The sequence below is a fragment of the Pseudarthrobacter sp. S3 genome, assembly GCF_050156905.1.
Taxonomy (GTDB): Bacteria; Actinomycetota; Actinomycetes; order Actinomycetales; family Micrococcaceae; genus Arthrobacter.
The window spans coordinates 3717267-3734441 of the sequence record NZ_CP189583.1 but is presented as its reverse complement, the minus strand read 5'-3'; the positions used below and the strand labels follow the sequence as shown (position 1 = coordinate 3734441).

The window sequence follows — 17175 nt, the reverse complement described above, 5'->3', positions numbered from 1 at the left end:
TACGGACAAGCGCGACGCTGTCCCCTCCCACCTTCCTCCTGCCCGAGCCACCCGGGCAAACGCGCCCTTCCAACCCAGAAAGCCACCCATGACCTTGATTCTTAAAGCCTCCGAGCTCCAGACCCTCGCCGATATGCCTGGGACCATTGCCGCCGTCGAACGCGTCTTTGCCGGCCTCAGCCGGGGCACTGCCATTCAGCCGGCGCCGGACTCGCTCCTCCTGCCGTCCTCGGACGCGAGGTTCCTGCCGATGGCAGCACTGTCCAGCGCCGAGGAGCTCGCGTCCGTCAAACTACTGGCGGACATCCCGGCAAACCGGGAGTCCGGCCTGCCCACGCAGCGGTCCACCATCATGCTTGTCTCCCAGCTAACCGGCGAAACCCTGGCCATCCTGGACGGCAAAGTCCCCACCCGGGTCCGCACTGCCGCCGCCAGTGCCGTGGCGACGAAGCTCCTCGCGAGGCCCGGCAGCACCACCCTGGGACTGGTCGGTGCAGGTGCCCTGGCCGTGGCACACGTGGAAGCCATGCTGGCCGTCCTGCCCATTGAAAACGTCGTGGTGTGGTCACGTTCCGCGGACACGGTCGCCGCCTTCTGTGACCAGATTTCCCATTACGGCCTGAACGTCACGAGGGCGGACAGCGTCCGGGAAGTGGTGGAGGCTGCCGATGTGCTGTGCACCCTCACGCCGGCGGTAGAGCCGGTGGTTAGGGGCGAGTGGTTCCAGCCCGGACTGCACGTGAACGCCGTCGGATCCCGTCCGCGGGCGGACCACCGGGAGATTGATTCGGCGGGCATGGTGAGGGCCAGGGTATTCGTGGACAGCATGGCCACGGCCAGGGCTAAATCCGGGGGGCTGATCATCCCGGTGGCCGAAGGTGTGATGAGCTTTGAGGATGTGGAAGCCGAGCTCGGTGACGTGGCGGCGGGGACAAAAGCAGGACGCCTGGGGGATGAGGACGTAACCTTGTTCAACTCGGTGGGTATCGGTCTGCAGGATCTTGCCATCGGGCGGCTCCTGTATGACGCTGCGCTCAATCAAGGGGTGGGCACCCGCGTGGAGCTGAATAACTGACTAAGCGCGCACGTATGATGTCGCAGCAATAACGGGAGGAATGGATGGCAGTCCAAGCGGAAGCCCCGGCGTCCTCGGCTGATACTGCCCGGGAACGGATCCGGGAGTTGATCATCTCAGGTGACTTCGCGCCAGGGTCCCGGCTCAGGGAGCGTGAGCTGTCCCAGACTCTGGCTGTTTCCCGGGTGCCCGTCCGGGAAGCCCTCCAGCAGCTCGAAGCCGAAGGCTTCATTGACGCCTCCCCCCGGCGTGGTGCCACCGTCAAGCAGATCACCCTGCGCGACGTCAACGAGCTCTTTGAGGTGCGGCTCAGCCTGGAAGTCCTCGCCGCACGCCTCGCGGCCCAGGCCTCGGCAAGAGGCCAGCCGTGGTCGCGGCTGCAGCAAATGATGGGCCAGGCAGAAGAAGCAACCCTGCGCCACGACCATGCGCAGATCCCTCTCAGCAATACGGCCCTGCACGCAGAGATCGTGGCGATGGGGGGCAACTCGCTGCTGGAGTACTCCATGAAGCCCCTGCTGGGCAGGATGCAGTGGCTCTTCACTTTGACCGGGCACCGTGACCCCCAGGTTCAGTGTGCGGAGCACCTGAGCCTGTGCCAGGCCATTTATGACGGCAAGCCGGATCTGGCGGCGGCGCTGGCCTTCGCGCATGTGGAGCTGGGCCGTGAACCGTCGCTCCAAGGACTGGCCGGGCGCCTGCCCGAAAGCTGACGACGGCGGGAGGTCCCGCCGTCGTCAGCTCACCTTGGCCGCGAAAGCAGCGGGGAGGGGTGGCCCAACGCGGGGTCACTTTTGGCCCAATAGGTGCCCATTATTGGGCCGTAAGTGACCCCGCGTTGCATGTTAGTGCCAGAGCCCGAGGGCGAACTCCGCGATGACGGTGGAGAGGAGGAAGGACGAGGTGATGGCCACCAGGCCCACGGGAATGATCTTCCAGCCGATGTTCTTCAACAAGGGGATGTCCTTACCAAGCGACAGGCCCGCGAGCGTCAGCATCACCGTGGCGATGGACAGGAAGTCGACCGTCTTGATGACCGTTGTGAGCGCCTCCGCCCCGAAGAACCACGGGCTGGAGATGTAGGCACCGATCGTGGTGATGTAGACGATCGCCGAGATCTTCTTGGTGACCTTCGCCAGCGCGATGCTGACCAGGACCAGTGCGAGCATAATGCCGTACCCGCCGACGATCGTGAGGCTGAAGCCCTTGGCCGCCACCGACGCCGTGCCGATGCCGAGGACCGTCAGGACCGACAGGGACAGCCACAGCGGGAGCTTGATGGCTGCGGAGGATTCAGCCACGCGCTCGCGGAAGCGCCGGTTTTCTTCGGCCTGGGCCTCTTCCCGCTCAATGTCGGCCAGGCCGCGCTCGGCGGGGGCCCCGGGTGCGCCTGGAGCCCCGGCTGCAACCGCGGCGGCTTCGCGGGTCTGCCGGCGGGTGAGGAGCTTGTAGAAACGGTCCGCAAGCGGCAGCGCAATGTAGATGCCTACGTAGACGCCAAGGATGGTGGTGATCAGGTTGGACACCGCCGCCATGCCCAGGATGGCTTCCTGGTCCGCCGGATAGGCCGCGATGATACTGGCCGAGGACGCCGCCATCATGGAGCCGGATCCTACGCCGGCGCCCATCGCCAGGGCCAGCGGATCGAAGATCTTCCAGTTGGCCACCAGTGAGGTGAGCAGCGTGATGTACACGGCGCCGAACAGCGTTCCGAAGACGTACATGGCCAGCACTCCGCGGTACTGGTCCGAGTCGGGGCCGTACTTTTCGGAGACCATGGCGAAGGAAGGCTCCCGGTCAAGGGAGAACGTAGCGCCCACCGTTGCCTTGCCCATCCGGAGCAGGACGGCCAGGGGGAGCGCCAGCATGACGGTGCCCAGCAGGTGCCCCACTTCCTGCAGCAGCAGGGCCGGCCCTGCTTTGATCAGGCTGGGGAGGCTGGGCCCGATGTTGAACGCCAGCCTGGCCACCAGCAGCAGCACGGCCACGCCCACCAGCGCAGCGGCGATCCGCTGCAGGTCCAGGCCCAGGGGCTTGAACTTCTGGATGGAGACCAAAAGCCCCAGGATGAGGCCCCAGACCATGGGGAAGATGACGATGGCGCCGATTCCGATATCGATCTTGGCCTGGCCGATGAACTGGACGGCCAGCGCAATGACAAAGGCCAGCGCGGCGACCGGAAGCGTCAGCCGGGCACCAGCTTTATCGATCCGCGTGGTTGTGGTGCTGGTACTCATGATGTGCCTTCCTGGGTGAGAGTACGACGGCGGTATGCCGCTTTGGTGAAGCGTTCCCGTTCGGTGGGGGTCGAGGCCGCGGCGGCGACGGTCCAGGCCAGCGCGGTGGCTGCCTCGAACATCACACCGTACGCCTCGGAGGTGTCGGCCAGCGCGGCGAACGCGTGCGAGTGGATGGGTACGTTGGCCCCGGGAATGCTGAGCCAGGGATGCAGGGACGGGATGACCTGGGAGATGTTGCCCATGTCGGTTGACCCGCCGCTGAGGCCGGCCGACGGGGATGTGTCCTTGCCGAACGCGTCCATCGCCGCCGTCCAGTGCGCAGCCAGGGCGTCGTCCTGGAGCAGCGGCTCGTAGAGGGGCTCCGTTGCCTCGATGGCCAGCGTGGTTCCGGTGGCCAGCGCGGCTCCCTCGAAGCAGCGGCGGACCCGCTCCAGCAGCGCCTCGTATTCCGGCAGGGTGAAGGCCCGGCACTCAAACTGGACCACCGCCCGGTCCGGAATGATGTTCGTGACGTGGCCGGCCTCGGCAACGTACAGCGCGATGCGGTGGTCGCCGGGGATCTGCTGCCGGAGCAGGCCGACGGCCACCTGGCTCAGCACGGCGGCGTCTGCCGCGTTCACGGCCTGGTGCGGGGCTGCCGCAGCGTGCGCGGCCTTCCCGGTGAACGTCGCCTTGTACCGGCCCACGGCCTGGGCGCTGGTCCCCGCGGGGTTGTACGTCAGGCCGTCCTGGACGGGATGGACCATCAAAGCCAGCCCGACGCCGTCGAACGCCCCCTGTTCCAGCATGAGCACCTTGCCGCCGCCGTGTTCCTCGGCGGGCGTTCCGATGGCCTTCAGCGTGATGCCCAGTTCGTCGACGTAGGGCTGCAGCGCAAGGGCCGCTGCGACGGAGGCGCCCGCGATCAGGTTGTGCCCGCAGGCGTGGCCGATGCCCGGGAGTGCGTCGTATTCCACGCACAGCGCGACGGTCAGTTCACCGCGGCCGGCGCTCGCTGTGAACGCGGTGGGCAGGCCCCCCGTGCCGCGCTCCACCGCAAAGCCGCCCTCTGCCAACAGGGCCGCGATGGCCTCGGCCGAGCGGACTTCCTCGAACGAGACCTCCCTGTGGGCGTGGATTTCCCGCGCCAGGTCCTGCACCCGGGGCTTCCAGCGTTCGACGCCGTCCGCGAGGGCCCCGCGGAGAGCCGCCATCGCGGGGGTTGTGTCTGTCAGTTCCATAAATACCTGCCTGCTTCAGTTGGACGCATGAGGAGGACGATTTAGTAGGACGCTTTAGTAGGACAGCGACGGGAAGGGGGAGTCTGCCGCCCGCGTGGGCACCCAGATGGCCTTCGTCTGGGTGTACTCGTCCAGGACCCCGGGGCCGGAGGAACGGCCGTGGCCGGAATCGCCGAAGCCGCCGAACGGGACCGCCACGTGGATGGTTTTATAGGAGTTGATCCAGAACGTACCGGCCTTCACCTCGCGGGCAATGTGGTGCGCCCGGGAAACATCCGAGGTCCACACGGCACCAGCCAAGCCGAAGTTGGTGTTGTTGGCCCGCGCGATGGCCTCGGCCTCGGTGTCGAACGCGTCCGCGCCCACCACGGGGCCGAAGACCTCCGTGGTTTCGAGGCGGTTCGACGGTGTGACGCCATCGAGCAGCGTGGGCATGACCCAGTGCCCGCCGGCCAGCGCGGACCCGGCCAGCGCCTCCGGAAGCGCGGCCCCCGTGACCCGGCGGCCGCCGTCGTGCATTCCGGCCTCAATCAGGGTGTTGACGGTGGCGAACTGCTGGGCGGTGATGATGGGGCCCACCTCGGTGTCCGCGCTCAGCGGGTCGCCGAGCCGTAGCCGCGCAGCCCGGTGGGCGACCATTTCAACGAACTGGGCGTGGACGCTGCGCTCCACCAGGAGCCGTGATCCGGCCACGCAAGACTGGCCGGCGCCGGAGAAGATCGCCGAGACGGCGCCGTCGGCGGCCCGGTCCAGGTCGGCGTCGGCGAACACGATGTTGGCGCTCTTGCCGCCGAGTTCCAGCAGGGCGGGAATCCCGGCCTGCGCTGCCGCTACGGCCACCCGGCGGCCGGTGGGGACGGAGCCGATGAAGCTGATCTTGCCGACGCGCCGGTCGGTGGTGAGGGCGGCGCCCACGGTCTGGCCCAGTCCTGCCGCTACGTTGAAGACGCCTGCCGGCAGCCCTGCTTCGTGGGCCAGCTGGGCGAGCCGGACCGAGGAGGCCGGGGTGAATTCGCTGGGCTTGATCATCACGGCATTGCCGGCGGCCAGCGGTGCGGCGGAGTTCCAGCCCGCCGTGAACAGCGGAGCATTCCAGGGGGTGATGGCGACCACGACGCCCCACGGGACTCGCTCCGTGTAGGTGTGCCACGGCCCGGGAACGGGAATGGTCTGCCCGGTCAGCTTGTCCGCCCAGCCGGCGTAGTAGCCGAACATCTCGGCCACCTTGGCGGCTTCGACGCGGGCGTCACGGATGGGTTTTCCGGTGGTGGCGGACTCGAGGATGGCCAGTTCCTCCGCGTGTGCCTCCACAAAGCGGCTGACGTTGCGGAGGATGGCTGCCCGTTCGAACCCGTTCAGCCCGCCCCAGACCGCTGCGCCCGCCGTCGAGCTTTCCAGGATGGCGTTGGCACCCTCGGCGCCGGGGTCCGCGTAGGTGGCAAAGGGTTCGCCGGTGGCGGCCGCGGTGAGCGTGATGCTCTTGCCGCTGCCGGAGACTACTTTGCCGTCAACGAAGGCGCCGAGGCCGGCCGGGAAGGCTGCGTCCAGGACGGCCCGGGCGGTGGCTGCCGAGGAGGAGGTGGGTGCTGTGGTGATGCTCAATGTGGTGATCCTTTGAGGCTGGGGGAGTGGCTGCTTAAGCGACGGGAGCGGTGCTTAGTTGTCCGGGCTGGTGCTGGGGGCGCCGGCGGGCGTGATGGCAGGGGCGACGGTCCTGGCGATTTCGGTGAAGTCGGCCCGCGGCCCGAGGACGGCCAAGGCCTCCTGCCACTGGCCTGCGACGGCGGCGAGCAGCGCCGGCTTTTCGCCGATCTGCGCGGCCACCTCCACGGCGAGGGCGGCATCGCGTGCCATCAGGCCCAGCGAGAAGCCCGAATTGTGGGTGCCGCTGAGGACCCAGTTCGGATACATGTTCGCGGAGACTTTGCTGCCGCCGGAGGCTTCGCTGATGCTGGCCGCGGCCGTGGCGGGATCGATGCCGTAGGCCTTGGCGACGCCGAGGGCCTCACCCACGGAGACCAGGTTGGCCGCGGCCAGGACGTTGTTGAGGAGTTTGATCACGTTGCCGCTGCCGGGGCCGCCGATGTGGCTGTACTTGCCGCCGGTGAGGGCGAGCAGGACTGGCTCGGCCGCTGCGAGGGCGGCGTCCGTCGCTCCGACGAAGGCGCTCAGGGATCCGGTTGCGGCGCCGTCGCGGCCACCGGAGACCGGCGCGTCCACAAAGGCTGCCCCCCGTGCTTCCGCCAGCTCTGCCATGTGCTTGCTGGTGCCCGGTTCGGAGGTGGTGGTATCGATGATTGCGACGGTTCCCGGTGCTGCCAGGAGCTGGGGCACAGTGGTTTCCACGATGCTGGCCGCGGGGAGGGAGAGGACTGCGTAGGCGGTTCCGGCGACGTCCGCGAGGTTGGCGGTGGTGGCGATTCCTGCTTCGGAAGCGGCAGCCCGGGCGCTGTCTGAAGGGTCGAAACCGGTGACGTCCCAGCCTGCGCGGTGGAGGGCGGCGGCCATCGCCCCGCCCATGGCGCCGAGGCCTATGACGGCGACGCGGCGGTGGGTGCTGGTGTTCATAAAAACTCCCGGGAAAGGTATGCGGTGTGGGGCCTGTCATTGGTGCCGGGGTCAGTCGAGATAGATGTCCAGGTCTTTCCAGAGCTGCTGGGTGCGGCGGATGGCGGTGCGGCTGCGTTCGGGGTGCGCCGCCTCCATGCCCGCGAGCAGGCCGTAGACCAGGGAGTTTGCTCCGGTGACGGACTGGAAGAAGGAGATCCCTTCCGATGCCACCACCAGGAGGTGGTCGGCCGCTGCTGCGAGGCGGCCGCGGCGCATGTCGCTGATGGCAATGACCGTGGCGCCCGCCTGCTTCGCTGCCTCGGCGGTGACAATGATCTGCCGGATGGAGCGCCACATGTTGATGACCACCAGTACATCCCCGGGGCCAAGGGTGTTGGTGCTGGAGGCGAGGTGGACGCCGCCGCGGTTCTCCAGGGTGATGGGGTAGCCCATAGTGGAACCCAGGTGTGCCATGACGCTGGCGGGCCCGGCAAACGAGCCAAGCCCGATGACGGTGATGGACTTCGCGGCTGCCATGGCAGCAATGGCGGCCTCGGCGTCGTCGGCTGTGTTGGAGTCCAGCGTCAGGCGCAGGTTCTCGATGTCGTGGTTGATCGCGTCGTGCAGGGGGCTGCGGTGTTCGCCGTGCTCGGTCAGGGTGTCCTCGGTGGAGATCATCACGAGGTACCGGGCGCGCAGTTCCCGCTGGAGGTCGGGCCAGCCGCGGTAGCCCAGGTGCTGGGCGGCGCGGACTACCGTGGAGTTGTTGACATCGGCGCGCTGGGCAATTTCGGCGATGTCGGCGTAGGAGGAAAGCTGCGGATTGCGGCCGATGACATCCACCACCCGGCTCTGGGCCTTGGACAGCGGAACATCGGGGAACACGTCGCCGAGCCAGGCGTGCGTAAGGTTTCCGGAGCTGCTGTCGCCTGCTGTACCGGCTTCAAGATCGACCGCGTGGGTGTTCAAACCGGACCTCTTCTGTAACGTGCATCACTCTGCAAGGCTGATTGCATTAAATGTACTCTGCAATTTCGATTGCGGATAGTGGTTTTGGTTTCCGGCTTGTAAATCATCGTTGTGGTGGGTGGCCCGGCGGGTCCACCATGATCGTATGAACGCTGAAATGCCCAAGGCGGAAGCGCTGAACCTTCCCCAGGCCCTGCTCCTCCTGGCCACCAATGACAAGGACGGCCAGTCCGCCGTTCCGCAGCCCGTCCTGAGGGCCGCATTGGCCGGTGCGATCCTGGCCGAGCTGGACCTGATCGGTGCGATCGAGCTGCAGGGGAAGCATGTCAGGGCTACCGGCGTCACCCCGCATACGGACTTCCAGCACCAGCTGGAGATCATCCGGGACAAGTCGCGCCCGCACACTCCCAAACGGTGGGTCTCGATGCTGGAGAGCCGCGCCGAGCTGCACCGCATCTATGAGGGCATGGCGTCGCTGGGCATCGTGGAGCATGTGGGCGAAAGGCACTTTGGCCTCTTCAGGACCACGCGGTACCCGGAGAAAGACCACGCTCCGGAGGCGGCACTGCTGAATGGGGTCGAGGCCGCGCTCAGGGGTGCAGCCTCCGATTCGCGTACTACCGCCCTCACGGCGCTGCTCTACTCGGCGGAGCTGCTCGGGAAAATTTTCCCGGCAGCAGATCAGGGCCATGCGAGGGAACTGGCGAACTCCTACTGGCCGTCCCGCGCGGTGGCCGGCGAGCTGCGCATGATCAGGCTGGCGGAGGCAGAAGCCGCAACGTAGGAATGCGGACCGCGGCGGGAGGTTCCGCCGTCGTCGGCTTGGCCACGCTGCCCGGTCACAGTGACCACAGGTCCTCGAGCAATCGCCTCACCTGCTGCGGCTGCTCGACGTTGGCGAAATGGCCGCAATGGGGGATCGTCACGGTCCGGACGTTCGGAACTGTGGCGGCAAGGCGGTCCAGGTCGGAAAGGGACGTGAACACGTCAGTGTCCCCGCGGGTGGCCAGGACGGGGCAGCGGATGCCGCGCCACTGGTCAAAGTCGTAGTGCGCCACAGCCCGGGCCGCCGCGGAGAAGCTGGCCGGGCGGGCGTCATGGCCGAGCCCACGGATCACGGACGCGGGGATGCGTGCGGGATCTGCGAAGAACGGTGACATCAACGGTCCCATCACGGGTGTGGCACCGACTGCACGGACCACTACCAGGCCCGCCGGACCGAGGGCCGCCATTGAGCGCATCAGCAGCCTCATGCCGACAAACGCCGGGAACCGGGACAGGTTGCGCAGTGGCTGGCGGGTGGCCTCGGACACGCCGAATGTGGTGGCCGAAATGGCGGCCGCGCTGGCGGTCCGCTCCGGCCAAACCGCGGCAATATGCAACGCCAGGAAGCCTCCCATGGAGTGGCCCACGAGGTTCCATCGCGCGTAGCCGAGCCCGTTCAACACCTCGGTGACTGCGCACGCCATCGCCTCGATGCCGAAGTGCTCCAGCCGGGCACCCGCGGTGGATTCGCCCCAGCCCGGCAGATCGATCAGGACGCGATCGCGGGGCGACGCTGCGGACAGCAGCGGCTCAAAAGTGGTCCAGGATCCCGCGGCGCCGTGAAGGTAAACCTCCGGGATGCCGGACGCTGGAAACCCGGTGCCGTGTTGGACACGCACCGTGCACGGGCCCAGTCCGGTGGGAATGATGTGCCGCCGCAGCGTGCCCGCCCTCGCCGCGGATTCCTGCCGAACGCTCATGCCCGCCTTCCTCTGGTGGTCTCTGCCAACACTGTTGATGTCTACAAAGGATTCGGAGCCGTGGCGTATCTGGACCGGAGATGCCGAGCACAGCTGCCTGGGTTGGCACCAAGCGGAAACGGACGACGGCGGGAGGTCCCGCCGTCGTCCGCGTTCTGTACGTCCCTACTCATCCAGAGCGGGCGATGCCGCCTTCTCCGCCGCTTCGGCAGCGGCCTGTGCATACGCGGTGGCGATCAATTTGCGCGTCTCCAGGTACACCCAGAACGTGCGGGCGAACCACAGGTAGCTGGTGGTGATGTTGGCGGTGTTCACCAGGATCCCGGCGAACGTGCGGGGCCGCTGCGCCGAAGTGCGTAGGGACGTGTCGATGGCGTCACGCTTCCCTCGACCTCCACAGTGCGGGCTACGCTGCCCGCACCAGAAGCCTCCGGCATCACTCGGGTGCCCGCTGGACTCCACTGCGAGATTCTTAGGGGGCGAGTTCCGGTCCCGCAGGCACCCGTGACCAGTGCCTGTCCGTCACGAGGTGCACTACTTGGGCACGCGGGCACGCGGGCTCGCCTTCGCCGACGCCTGACAAGCGCCTTGGACCACACAGGCATCCACCGCACTCTGGCGTTTGGCTCGAAACGGCACTGAAGCTCTGCCGGCGTCACCTACCATGGCCAAGCCCAGCGGGCTTAGACTGGCCTCCCACGGGACACTTGACAGCCCGCACAGATGAGCCGGTCCGAGTACGTACTCCGTGTACAAACGGAAGGACGGCCGTGGAATCTGAGGACAACAAAACGCTCGTGCGGCGCTTCTACGCCGAGATCGACGCCGGGAATATCGATGCGATGGATGATCTGGTCGCTGAAGACTACCTTGACCATAATCCGCCATTCCCGGGGCTGCCGGCAGGACGCGAAGGCCTGAAACAGGCCTTCCGCATATTCTGGACGGCGACGCCGGGCACCCACGAGATTCAGGACCAGGTCGCCGAAGGGGACAAAGTGGTCACCAGGCTGACGGCGACCGGTCGACATGAGGGCGACCTCCCCGGACCGCTGCCTCCCACAGGCGCCGAACTACGTGAGACCGCGGTGGCGATCCATCGGGTCCAAAACGGAAAGATCGTCGAGCACTGGTCGGACCGCGATGACCTCGGGCTGATGCAGCAGCTCGGTGTAATCCAGATGCCCGAAGGTTAGCTCCCCGCCACGGACCTCCTTCGTCACCCCAGCAGGTCGTCCTGGTAGCACCAGCGCCAGTCTTCTCCCGGCTCGATGCTCCGCATGACCGGGTGCCGGGTCCCGTCGAAGTGCTTGGAAGCGTGGGTTCCGGGCGACGAATCACAGCACCCCACGTTGCCGCAGGCCAGGCACATCCGCAAGTGAACCGTCGTCGTGCCTTCCCTCAGACAGCCCGCGCAGTAGGCGCCGCGGGGCACCTCCAGGGACCGGGCCGACTCCAGGTGGCCGCACACCCCGCCCGGCCTCGCGATCCCTTCGCCGCCGCCCTCGCCGGAAGTGTCCACCTCGTCCAGCGCCACGTCCAGCATGGATTCCTCAACGTCCAGCCGCTCGAGGACGTCACTGAGGACCTCCTGGGCGTAGGCGCCGCCGCGCCGCAGCTCCAGCACCGTGGCCCTTTCTGCTTCCAGCATGGCAAGCCGTAGCCGGGCGTAGCGCTCGCTGGGGGTCGCGGCTTCCGCCGACGGCCGGCCGAGCCGTTCCCAGGCAGCCAACCCGCGCTCCTGGGTGCGCCGTTTCAGCATGGCCACGACCTCCGGCGGATCGTCATCCGTACGCAGTTCCTGCAGGCGGGCCACGCCGGCAGCGGTGGCCCGCTGCATCAGCGATGCCTGGTTCAGTGCGTCCTCGCGCTGGTCCGGGCCCTGGACCCGCAGGACGCGGACCAGTGCCGGAAGAGTGAAACCCTGCAGCGTCAGCGTGCCGCCCACCACCACCAGGGCAGCCAGGATCAGCACCGGACGGTGCACCAAATCCGCGGGCAGCACCAGCACCGCGGCCAGGGTGACCACCCCTCGCATCCCGGCCCAGGAGACAATCGCCGCGAACCACCACGGCGGCGCCGGGTCGTCCCGCCGCACGGCCGGAATCAGCCTGGGCAGGTACGTCGCCGGAAACACCCACACCGGCCGGAGCAGCAGCACCGCCAGCAGGATCACAGCACAGCCGGCCCAGATCCGGCCTGCGCCAAGGGAGTCGTCCTGGACGCCCTCGATGATGGTCCGTACCTGTAGGCCGATCAGCAGAAACACCGCATTTTCCAGAAGGAACTGCACCGTGTTCCAGTTGCTGCGCTGGCTCAGCCGGGCGGCACCGTTGGGCATGGATGGCGCCTTGGTGCCCATTATCAGGCCGGTAACGACGACGGCGAGGACACCGGAGGCGTGTATCGCCTCCGCCGGAAGGTACGCGACCAAGGGGGCCACAAGCGACGTTGAAGTGTTGATGGGGACGTTCCGGATCCGCTTCCGAAGCTCGGTGAGCACGTAGGCGGCGGCCATGCCGGTTACCACCCCGCCCCCGGCCGCGAGCAGGAATCCACCGGCGATCTCCGCTGCGGACACTGACCCCGAGATGGCGGCAATGGCAGCGCGGAGGCAGATCAGTGCCGTTGCGTCGTTGACGAGGGATTCACCCTCAAGGATGGTGACGATCCTGCGCGGCATCCCTACCTTCCGGGCGATCGCTGTCGCGGCCACAGCATCCGGCGGCGCCAGGACGGCGCCGAGGGCGATTGCTGCGGCCAACGGGATTTCAGGGAACAGCCACCAGACCACAAAGCCCACGGTGATGGTGCCGAAAATGACGTAGCCCACGGAGAGCAGCCCGATGGCGCGGCGGTTGGAGCGGAAATCGAAGAGGGAAGTCCGCAGCGCCGCGGCGTAAAGCAGCGGCGGTAACAAGCCCACGAGGACCAGTTCCGGGTTCAGCTCAATGCGCGCAACGAAGGGCAGGAAGGAACCGGCGACGCCCGCCAGGACCAGCAGCAGCGGAACGGAAATGTTGAGCTTACGGCCAAGTGCACTCCCGGCACAGACCACTGCGACAAGTACCAGAAGTCCCAGTGCGATCTCCATTGGGCCATTCTCTCAGGCTGCACGAAAAGCTGTCCGGGGCCAACCAAGAAACTTCGCCCGCCTTACCTGCTGTTAAGCGTCCAGTAGTCCGCCGCTGGCCCAGCGCCGGACGGCAAGCTTCTCGGCGGCGTCGAACTCCAGGAGCGCCACCCGGCAGAGTTCCTCCACGTTCGCGGTCCAGGCTGCGGCCAGGCCTTCCGCCGTCGCTTCGTCGGTGAGCGGGAAATTGACGTAGGCCAGGCCTTGAAGGACAAAGCTCACGGCGTTGCGGGAGACCGGCTGGTCCGCGGTGACGCAGTCGTCGCGCACCATGCGGGACAGTTCGGTGCGGTTGAGCGGATGCTCGTGAAGCCTGGCTGCCATGGCCTGGAACATCTGCCGGAACTGGGCTGCTGAAAGTGCGGGCACATCGGTGACCCTGGTGACCTGTTCCTCGATGCCGGGTTGGAGGTCCGCAGGTGCGGGCAGATCCTCGCTCGCGAACCGCTTCGCGTCCCAGACCCAGCCACCTTGGGCCGGGGAGTATTCCACACCCTGACCGATCTGGGACACCCAGGTCCCGAACTTTCCCCAGCCGCCCCAGTCGGTCTTCAGGGATGGCTCCGCCGTGAGGGCCCGGTGGGCCACCATCGCGCCGTTTACCGGTCCCGGAGCGGCGCGGACGAACTCAAGGACCTCACGGATGGCGGGCGAGGCGGATTTGGTCTTTGCCTTCGCGGCGGCCGGGACACTCTGTTGCTCGCCGGACGCCACCGCACGAACCGGTTCCACGGTTGAGCCGTTGAGGATGGCGACGAAGTCGTGGGATTCCACCACATGGTCCGCCATCTCCCGGTACGCGAACGCTACGGCGCCGGCTGCGATGACTGTGGTCATCCGGTCTGCGGCCCGGAACCGTTGGATCAGGGACGTGAAATCGGCGTCAGCGGAAGCGATGAAGAACTCTTCGATGCCAACCTTGCCGGACAGTGCGTCCATGGCGTCAAGGACCAGGTTGATGTCCGTGCTGCTCTTGCCCCGCTGCGTCAGCGACGGACAGTCGATCACGCGGAAGCCGGCGCGGGTCCAGTATGTTCTGTATTTCGAGTACACGACCGGATTCAGGTAGCAGTTGCGGATCAGGAACCTGCGGGCGTCCTCCCCGGACCCTCCTGCTGACAACGCGTCGGCCCAGTGCTTCGGGTCTTCGGCAAAGCGCTTCGCCGCCAGGGGATCCAGCGCCTGCAGGCCGGTGAAGACATTGTCGAAATCGACAAACATCGCAGCCCGGATGCCGGGCCTGCGGGACGGTGGGAGCGCCTCATTCATTGGCCCAGTTTGGCAGTATCGGCGCCAACTGGCGACGGGTCCGGGCTGCGACACGCTGGACGGCGACGTAGCCTTCTTACCCTCGGCGCGGGGGCCGGCCGACGGCGGGAGGAAGCGTCGTTGTATGCAGGGTGAGCAGGGCTAATGCAAAGTCCTGGGTAGCGGCCTGATTCTTGCGAGGTTCACCGGCAAGGGTGCCGCTTCCATCCTGATGCGTTTCAGCTGGTCCGGAGCCAGGCCGCCAAAACGAAGATACGCCTGGTACTCTCCCCCCCCCCCCCCCCCCCCCCCCCCGGCGGCGGCGTCCTCAGCGAGGGATGCAAGCAGCAGAATCGGCTTCACACGCTAAGTGTGCACCGGCCCCACCTGAGGCGCCGGAACGCCGCAGTTACGCTTGCTTCGCCACGTACCGCCGGGCCTGGGCAACCAGCTGAGTGACCAAGGGCGAGGAGTCGTTCCGGAGCCAGACCAGCACAGTGGGCACGGGATAGGACACCCCGGCAAACGGGCGCCACACGACGCCGGGCGGATCGCCGGGCACCACCTGGTGCGGCACTTTGAAGGACACGCCAAGACCGGCAGACACCAGGCTCATGGTGGTTGCGATGCTTGGCGACCAGCGGTGCGGGCCGGGGAGCATCCCGCCGTCCATCATCAGGCCGAGTACCCGCTCGCGAACGTCGGGGTCGCCGTCGCGCTGTAACCAGATCAGCGCCTGCCCGTTCAGATCCTCGGGGCCCACGGCCGCCAGGCCGGCCAGCCGGCTGCCGGACGGAACGGCAACACCCATTGGCTCCGATTCCAGGGTCAGCACGCCCAGCCGTTCATCGCGGGGTGGCACTGCATGGATGAAAATCGCATCAAAGTCCCCGGCGAGAAGCTTCAGGACGCCCTCCCTCGCCGCCGCCGGTTTGACGTCTACCTCCGGCGCGACCTCAGCCGAACCGAGTCCGCTGAGCAGTTCCGCCAGCAGCGGGTACGCTACGCCCACTGCCACCCCCAGTTTGAGTGTGCCGCGTGTGGGACTGCGGAGTTCGTCCATGGCCGTTACCGCGGCGTCGTGGGACTGGATAATACGTTCTGCTTCGTCCTTCAGGCGGCGGCCGGCATCTGTGAGCGCAACGTGGTTGTGTGTCCGGTCCAGGAGCCGGAGTCCGAGTGCTCTTTCCAAGGACTTGAGCTCCTGGCTCAGCGCCGGCTGGGCGATGTGGAGCCGGGCGGCGGCTTTGCCGAAGTGCAGTTCCTCAGCCAGCACAAGGAATCGCCGGAGTTGGCGGATCTCCATGCCCCATCATAAAAATTTGTGATCGTCCGAGTCCATAGCGGTCTTGGACGCCGGAGCGCGCCCGGGCGTCCAATGGAAGTGAAGGACAAACCGCATTCGGAAAGGTGAAGACGATGAGCACAGTTGAAGGAGTTGCCTTGGTGGAAGCCAACGGCACCACGATCCACGTTGACGTGGCAGGCCACGGGGCGCCAGTGCTGCTGGTCCCCGGCGCCGGAGGTGACGCCCGGCAGTACGTTGAGATGGCCCGGCTCTTGGCCGAAAACCATACGGTCATCGCCTATGACCGCAGGAACAACGGGCGCAGCCCCCTGCAGCAGGACTGGGCGGAGACCTCCGTTGAGCAGCACGCCGGCGACATCATTGCCCTGTTGGAGACGCTCGGGACGGAACGCTGCGTCGTGTATGGAAACAGCACCGGAGCGCTGATAGCGCTGGCCGCCGTCCTGAAGGCTCCCAGCCTGTTTTCCGGTGCGGTGCTGCATGAGCCGGCACTCCTGAGCGTTCTGGCCAATCCCGACGACGCCATGGCATCGGTGCAGCCGATTATCGCGGCAGGCATGGAGACAGACGGCCTTGCCGGCGGAGCCGAAGCCTTCGTCCGGTTCGCAGCAGGGGACGCCGCTGCGCTCCTGTCGCCGGACTTCATCGAAGCACTCCGGGCCAACGCCAGGGTCCTGCTTGAAGCGGAGTTCGGCGCCTTTGCTTCCTGGCTGCCCGGACCGGAGGCCATGGCAGGCTCGAGCGTGCCGCTGGCAGTGCTCAGTGCGGAGCAGACAGCGCCGTTCTTCGTGGAGGCAGCAGAGTGGATCGCTTCCCGTGCCGGCGTTGCCCGCCGGACGGTAGCCGGCGGGCACATGGGCTTCCTTGACCAGCCCGTGGAACTGGCCGCAGCAATCGACGGGATGTTTTCGGCAGTCCCTCAGTACGACTGAGAACCATATTTTGCGCCGGATGGGTGCTTTTAAAGGAGCACTTTTAGAGGAGCAGAACAGCTGTTAAACAGGACTACCGCCGTGATCTCCCGTTAGGGCAAGTCCTCGATGCGGGGGGCCTGGCCGACGTCCGCGCCCGTTGAGATCCCGCTCAGCGTGCCAATGTAATCCAGCGTTTTGGGACTGACGTGCCGCACCTCCGCTAAGGCTTCCCTAAGGACGGCACCCTTGGTCTGATCACTGAGCGCGCCGCGGAGTTCCGCTACCGTTTCGATGCCGAGACGCTCGAACACGCGCGTGATGTCCTCTACTTGGGCCAGGCGGCCAGGCGACGGCCAGTCGATGACTTCGGAGAGCTTCCCCGTATTCAGGTGCTGCCGGAACCCGCTCGTCGTGGCGGCATCCGGCCATTCCTCGACCAGGGCTTCGACGCGAGGCTTGACGGTTTCGTTGTAGTTCTGCCGTCGTTGGAGCGTGGAATCGACAATGATGGCGCCGACGTGGTCCCAACCGCGGCTGGCTTCGGTCGGGGCGTCGGTACCGTGTGAGTCCATTGGCGCCGGAGTGTTGGCAGCATCATTATCGATAGTCATACCTGAATACTTCCACGTGCCGTACGACGGCGGGGCCTCGCGCCGTCGTTCGTGGCGCCGTCCCGCCACGGCGCGTTTCTCAGTCCGAGGAGACCTGGGCCGGCGGGGACCCTGGCTTCACAACAGAGAAATGGTCCGGGCGGTTGCATCGATTGCCAAGG

15 protein-coding genes and 1 pseudogene are annotated in these 17175 nt (G+C 66.9%); 5 read left to right on the top strand and 11 right to left on the bottom strand.

The features are described 5' to 3' along the window. Window positions 1–88 precede the first annotated feature (88 nt). The gene (locus ACQCSV_RS17965) at window positions 89–1075 is read left to right on the top strand and encodes an ornithine cyclodeaminase family protein (RefSeq protein ID WP_354154448.1); all 987 of its coding nucleotides are present in this window, start codon (window positions 89–91) and stop codon (window positions 1073–1075) included. Between the two features lie 44 nt (window positions 1076–1119). Next, window positions 1120–1788, top strand: a complete 669-nt coding sequence (locus tag ACQCSV_RS17960; protein ID WP_354154449.1) for a GntR family transcriptional regulator — start codon at window positions 1120–1122, stop codon at window positions 1786–1788. Between the two features lie 132 nt (window positions 1789–1920). Here the strand turns inward: ACQCSV_RS17960 and ACQCSV_RS17955 are convergent, their stop codons facing one another. The 5 genes from ACQCSV_RS17955 to ACQCSV_RS17935 are packed head-to-tail and all read right to left on the bottom strand — an operon-like array spanning window position 1921 to window position 8054. Beyond that, entirely contained in the window at window positions 1921–3312 is a 1392-nt protein-coding gene (locus ACQCSV_RS17955) for a DUF3100 domain-containing protein (protein ID WP_354154450.1), read from the bottom strand. Continuing rightward, window positions 3309–4535 carry an amidohydrolase gene (locus tag ACQCSV_RS17950; protein WP_354154451.1) on the bottom strand — a complete coding sequence of 409 codons (1227 nt, stop codon included), beginning with the start codon at window positions 4533–4535 and terminating at the stop codon, window positions 3309–3311. Before ACQCSV_RS17950 ends, ACQCSV_RS17955 begins: the two co-directional genes overlap by 4 nt. A 54-nt stretch (window positions 4536–4589) precedes the next feature. Next, entirely contained in the window at window positions 4590–6137 is a 1548-nt protein-coding gene (locus ACQCSV_RS17945) for an aldehyde dehydrogenase family protein (RefSeq protein WP_354154452.1), read from the bottom strand. Window positions 6138–6191: 54 nt separating this feature from the next. Further along, window positions 6192–7103 (bottom strand): NAD(P)-dependent oxidoreductase, encoded by a 912-nt coding sequence (locus tag ACQCSV_RS17940; protein WP_354154453.1) that lies wholly within the window; start codon window positions 7101–7103, stop codon window positions 6192–6194. A gap of 51 nt (window positions 7104–7154) precedes the next feature. Continuing rightward, window positions 7155–8054, bottom strand: coding sequence for a MurR/RpiR family transcriptional regulator (locus tag ACQCSV_RS17935; protein ID WP_354154454.1), 900 nt, complete (start codon window positions 8052–8054; stop codon window positions 7155–7157). Window positions 8055–8199: 145 nt separating this feature from the next. Here ACQCSV_RS17935 and ACQCSV_RS17930 point away from each other — a divergent pair, with 145 nt between their 5' ends. Next, window positions 8200–8838, top strand: a complete 639-nt coding sequence (locus ACQCSV_RS17930) for a GPP34 family phosphoprotein (RefSeq protein ID WP_354154455.1) — start codon at window positions 8200–8202, stop codon at window positions 8836–8838. Between the two features lie 55 nt (window positions 8839–8893). On the opposite strand, the gene ACQCSV_RS17925 is transcribed toward ACQCSV_RS17930, so the two are convergent. After that, window positions 8894–9799, bottom strand: a complete 906-nt coding sequence (locus ACQCSV_RS17925) for an alpha/beta hydrolase (RefSeq protein WP_354154456.1) — start codon at window positions 9797–9799, stop codon at window positions 8894–8896. A gap of 228 nt (window positions 9800–10027) precedes the next feature. Continuing rightward, window positions 10028–10171: pseudogene (locus ACQCSV_RS17920) on the bottom strand (MFS transporter); the annotation flags it as partial. Window positions 10172–10569: 398 nt separating this feature from the next. On the opposite strand from ACQCSV_RS17920, the gene ACQCSV_RS17915 reads away from it, so the two are divergent. Beyond that, on the top strand, window positions 10570–10995 hold the full coding sequence (locus ACQCSV_RS17915) for an ester cyclase (RefSeq protein WP_160674918.1): 426 nt from the start codon (window positions 10570–10572) through the stop codon (window positions 10993–10995). A 23-nt stretch (window positions 10996–11018) separates the two neighbouring features. Here the strand turns inward: ACQCSV_RS17915 and ACQCSV_RS17910 are convergent, their stop codons facing one another. The 3 genes from ACQCSV_RS17910 to ACQCSV_RS17900 form a co-directional block, all read right to left on the bottom strand. Beyond that, entirely contained in the window at window positions 11019–12893 is a 1875-nt protein-coding gene (locus ACQCSV_RS17910; RefSeq protein ID WP_426938899.1) for a Na+/H+ antiporter, read from the bottom strand. Window positions 12894–12965: 72 nt separating this feature from the next. Beyond that, the gene (locus tag ACQCSV_RS17905; protein ID WP_354154459.1) at window positions 12966–14201 is read right to left on the bottom strand and encodes an NYN domain-containing protein; all 1236 of its coding nucleotides are present in this window, start codon (window positions 14199–14201) and stop codon (window positions 12966–12968) included. Between the two features lie 388 nt (window positions 14202–14589). Next, on the bottom strand, window positions 14590–15486 hold the full coding sequence (locus tag ACQCSV_RS17900; RefSeq protein WP_354154460.1) for a LysR family transcriptional regulator: 897 nt from the start codon (window positions 15484–15486) through the stop codon (window positions 14590–14592). 113 nt (window positions 15487–15599) lie between these two features. Here ACQCSV_RS17900 and ACQCSV_RS17895 point away from each other — a divergent pair, with 113 nt between their 5' ends. Further along, the gene (locus ACQCSV_RS17895; RefSeq protein ID WP_354154461.1) at window positions 15600–16421 is read left to right on the top strand and encodes an alpha/beta hydrolase; all 822 of its coding nucleotides are present in this window, start codon (window positions 15600–15602) and stop codon (window positions 16419–16421) included. Between the two features lie 92 nt (window positions 16422–16513). On the opposite strand, the gene ACQCSV_RS17890 is transcribed toward ACQCSV_RS17895, so the two are convergent. Next, the gene (locus tag ACQCSV_RS17890; protein WP_354154462.1) at window positions 16514–17014 is read right to left on the bottom strand and encodes a hypothetical protein; all 501 of its coding nucleotides are present in this window, start codon (window positions 17012–17014) and stop codon (window positions 16514–16516) included. Between the last annotated feature and the right edge of the window lie 161 nt (window positions 17015–17175).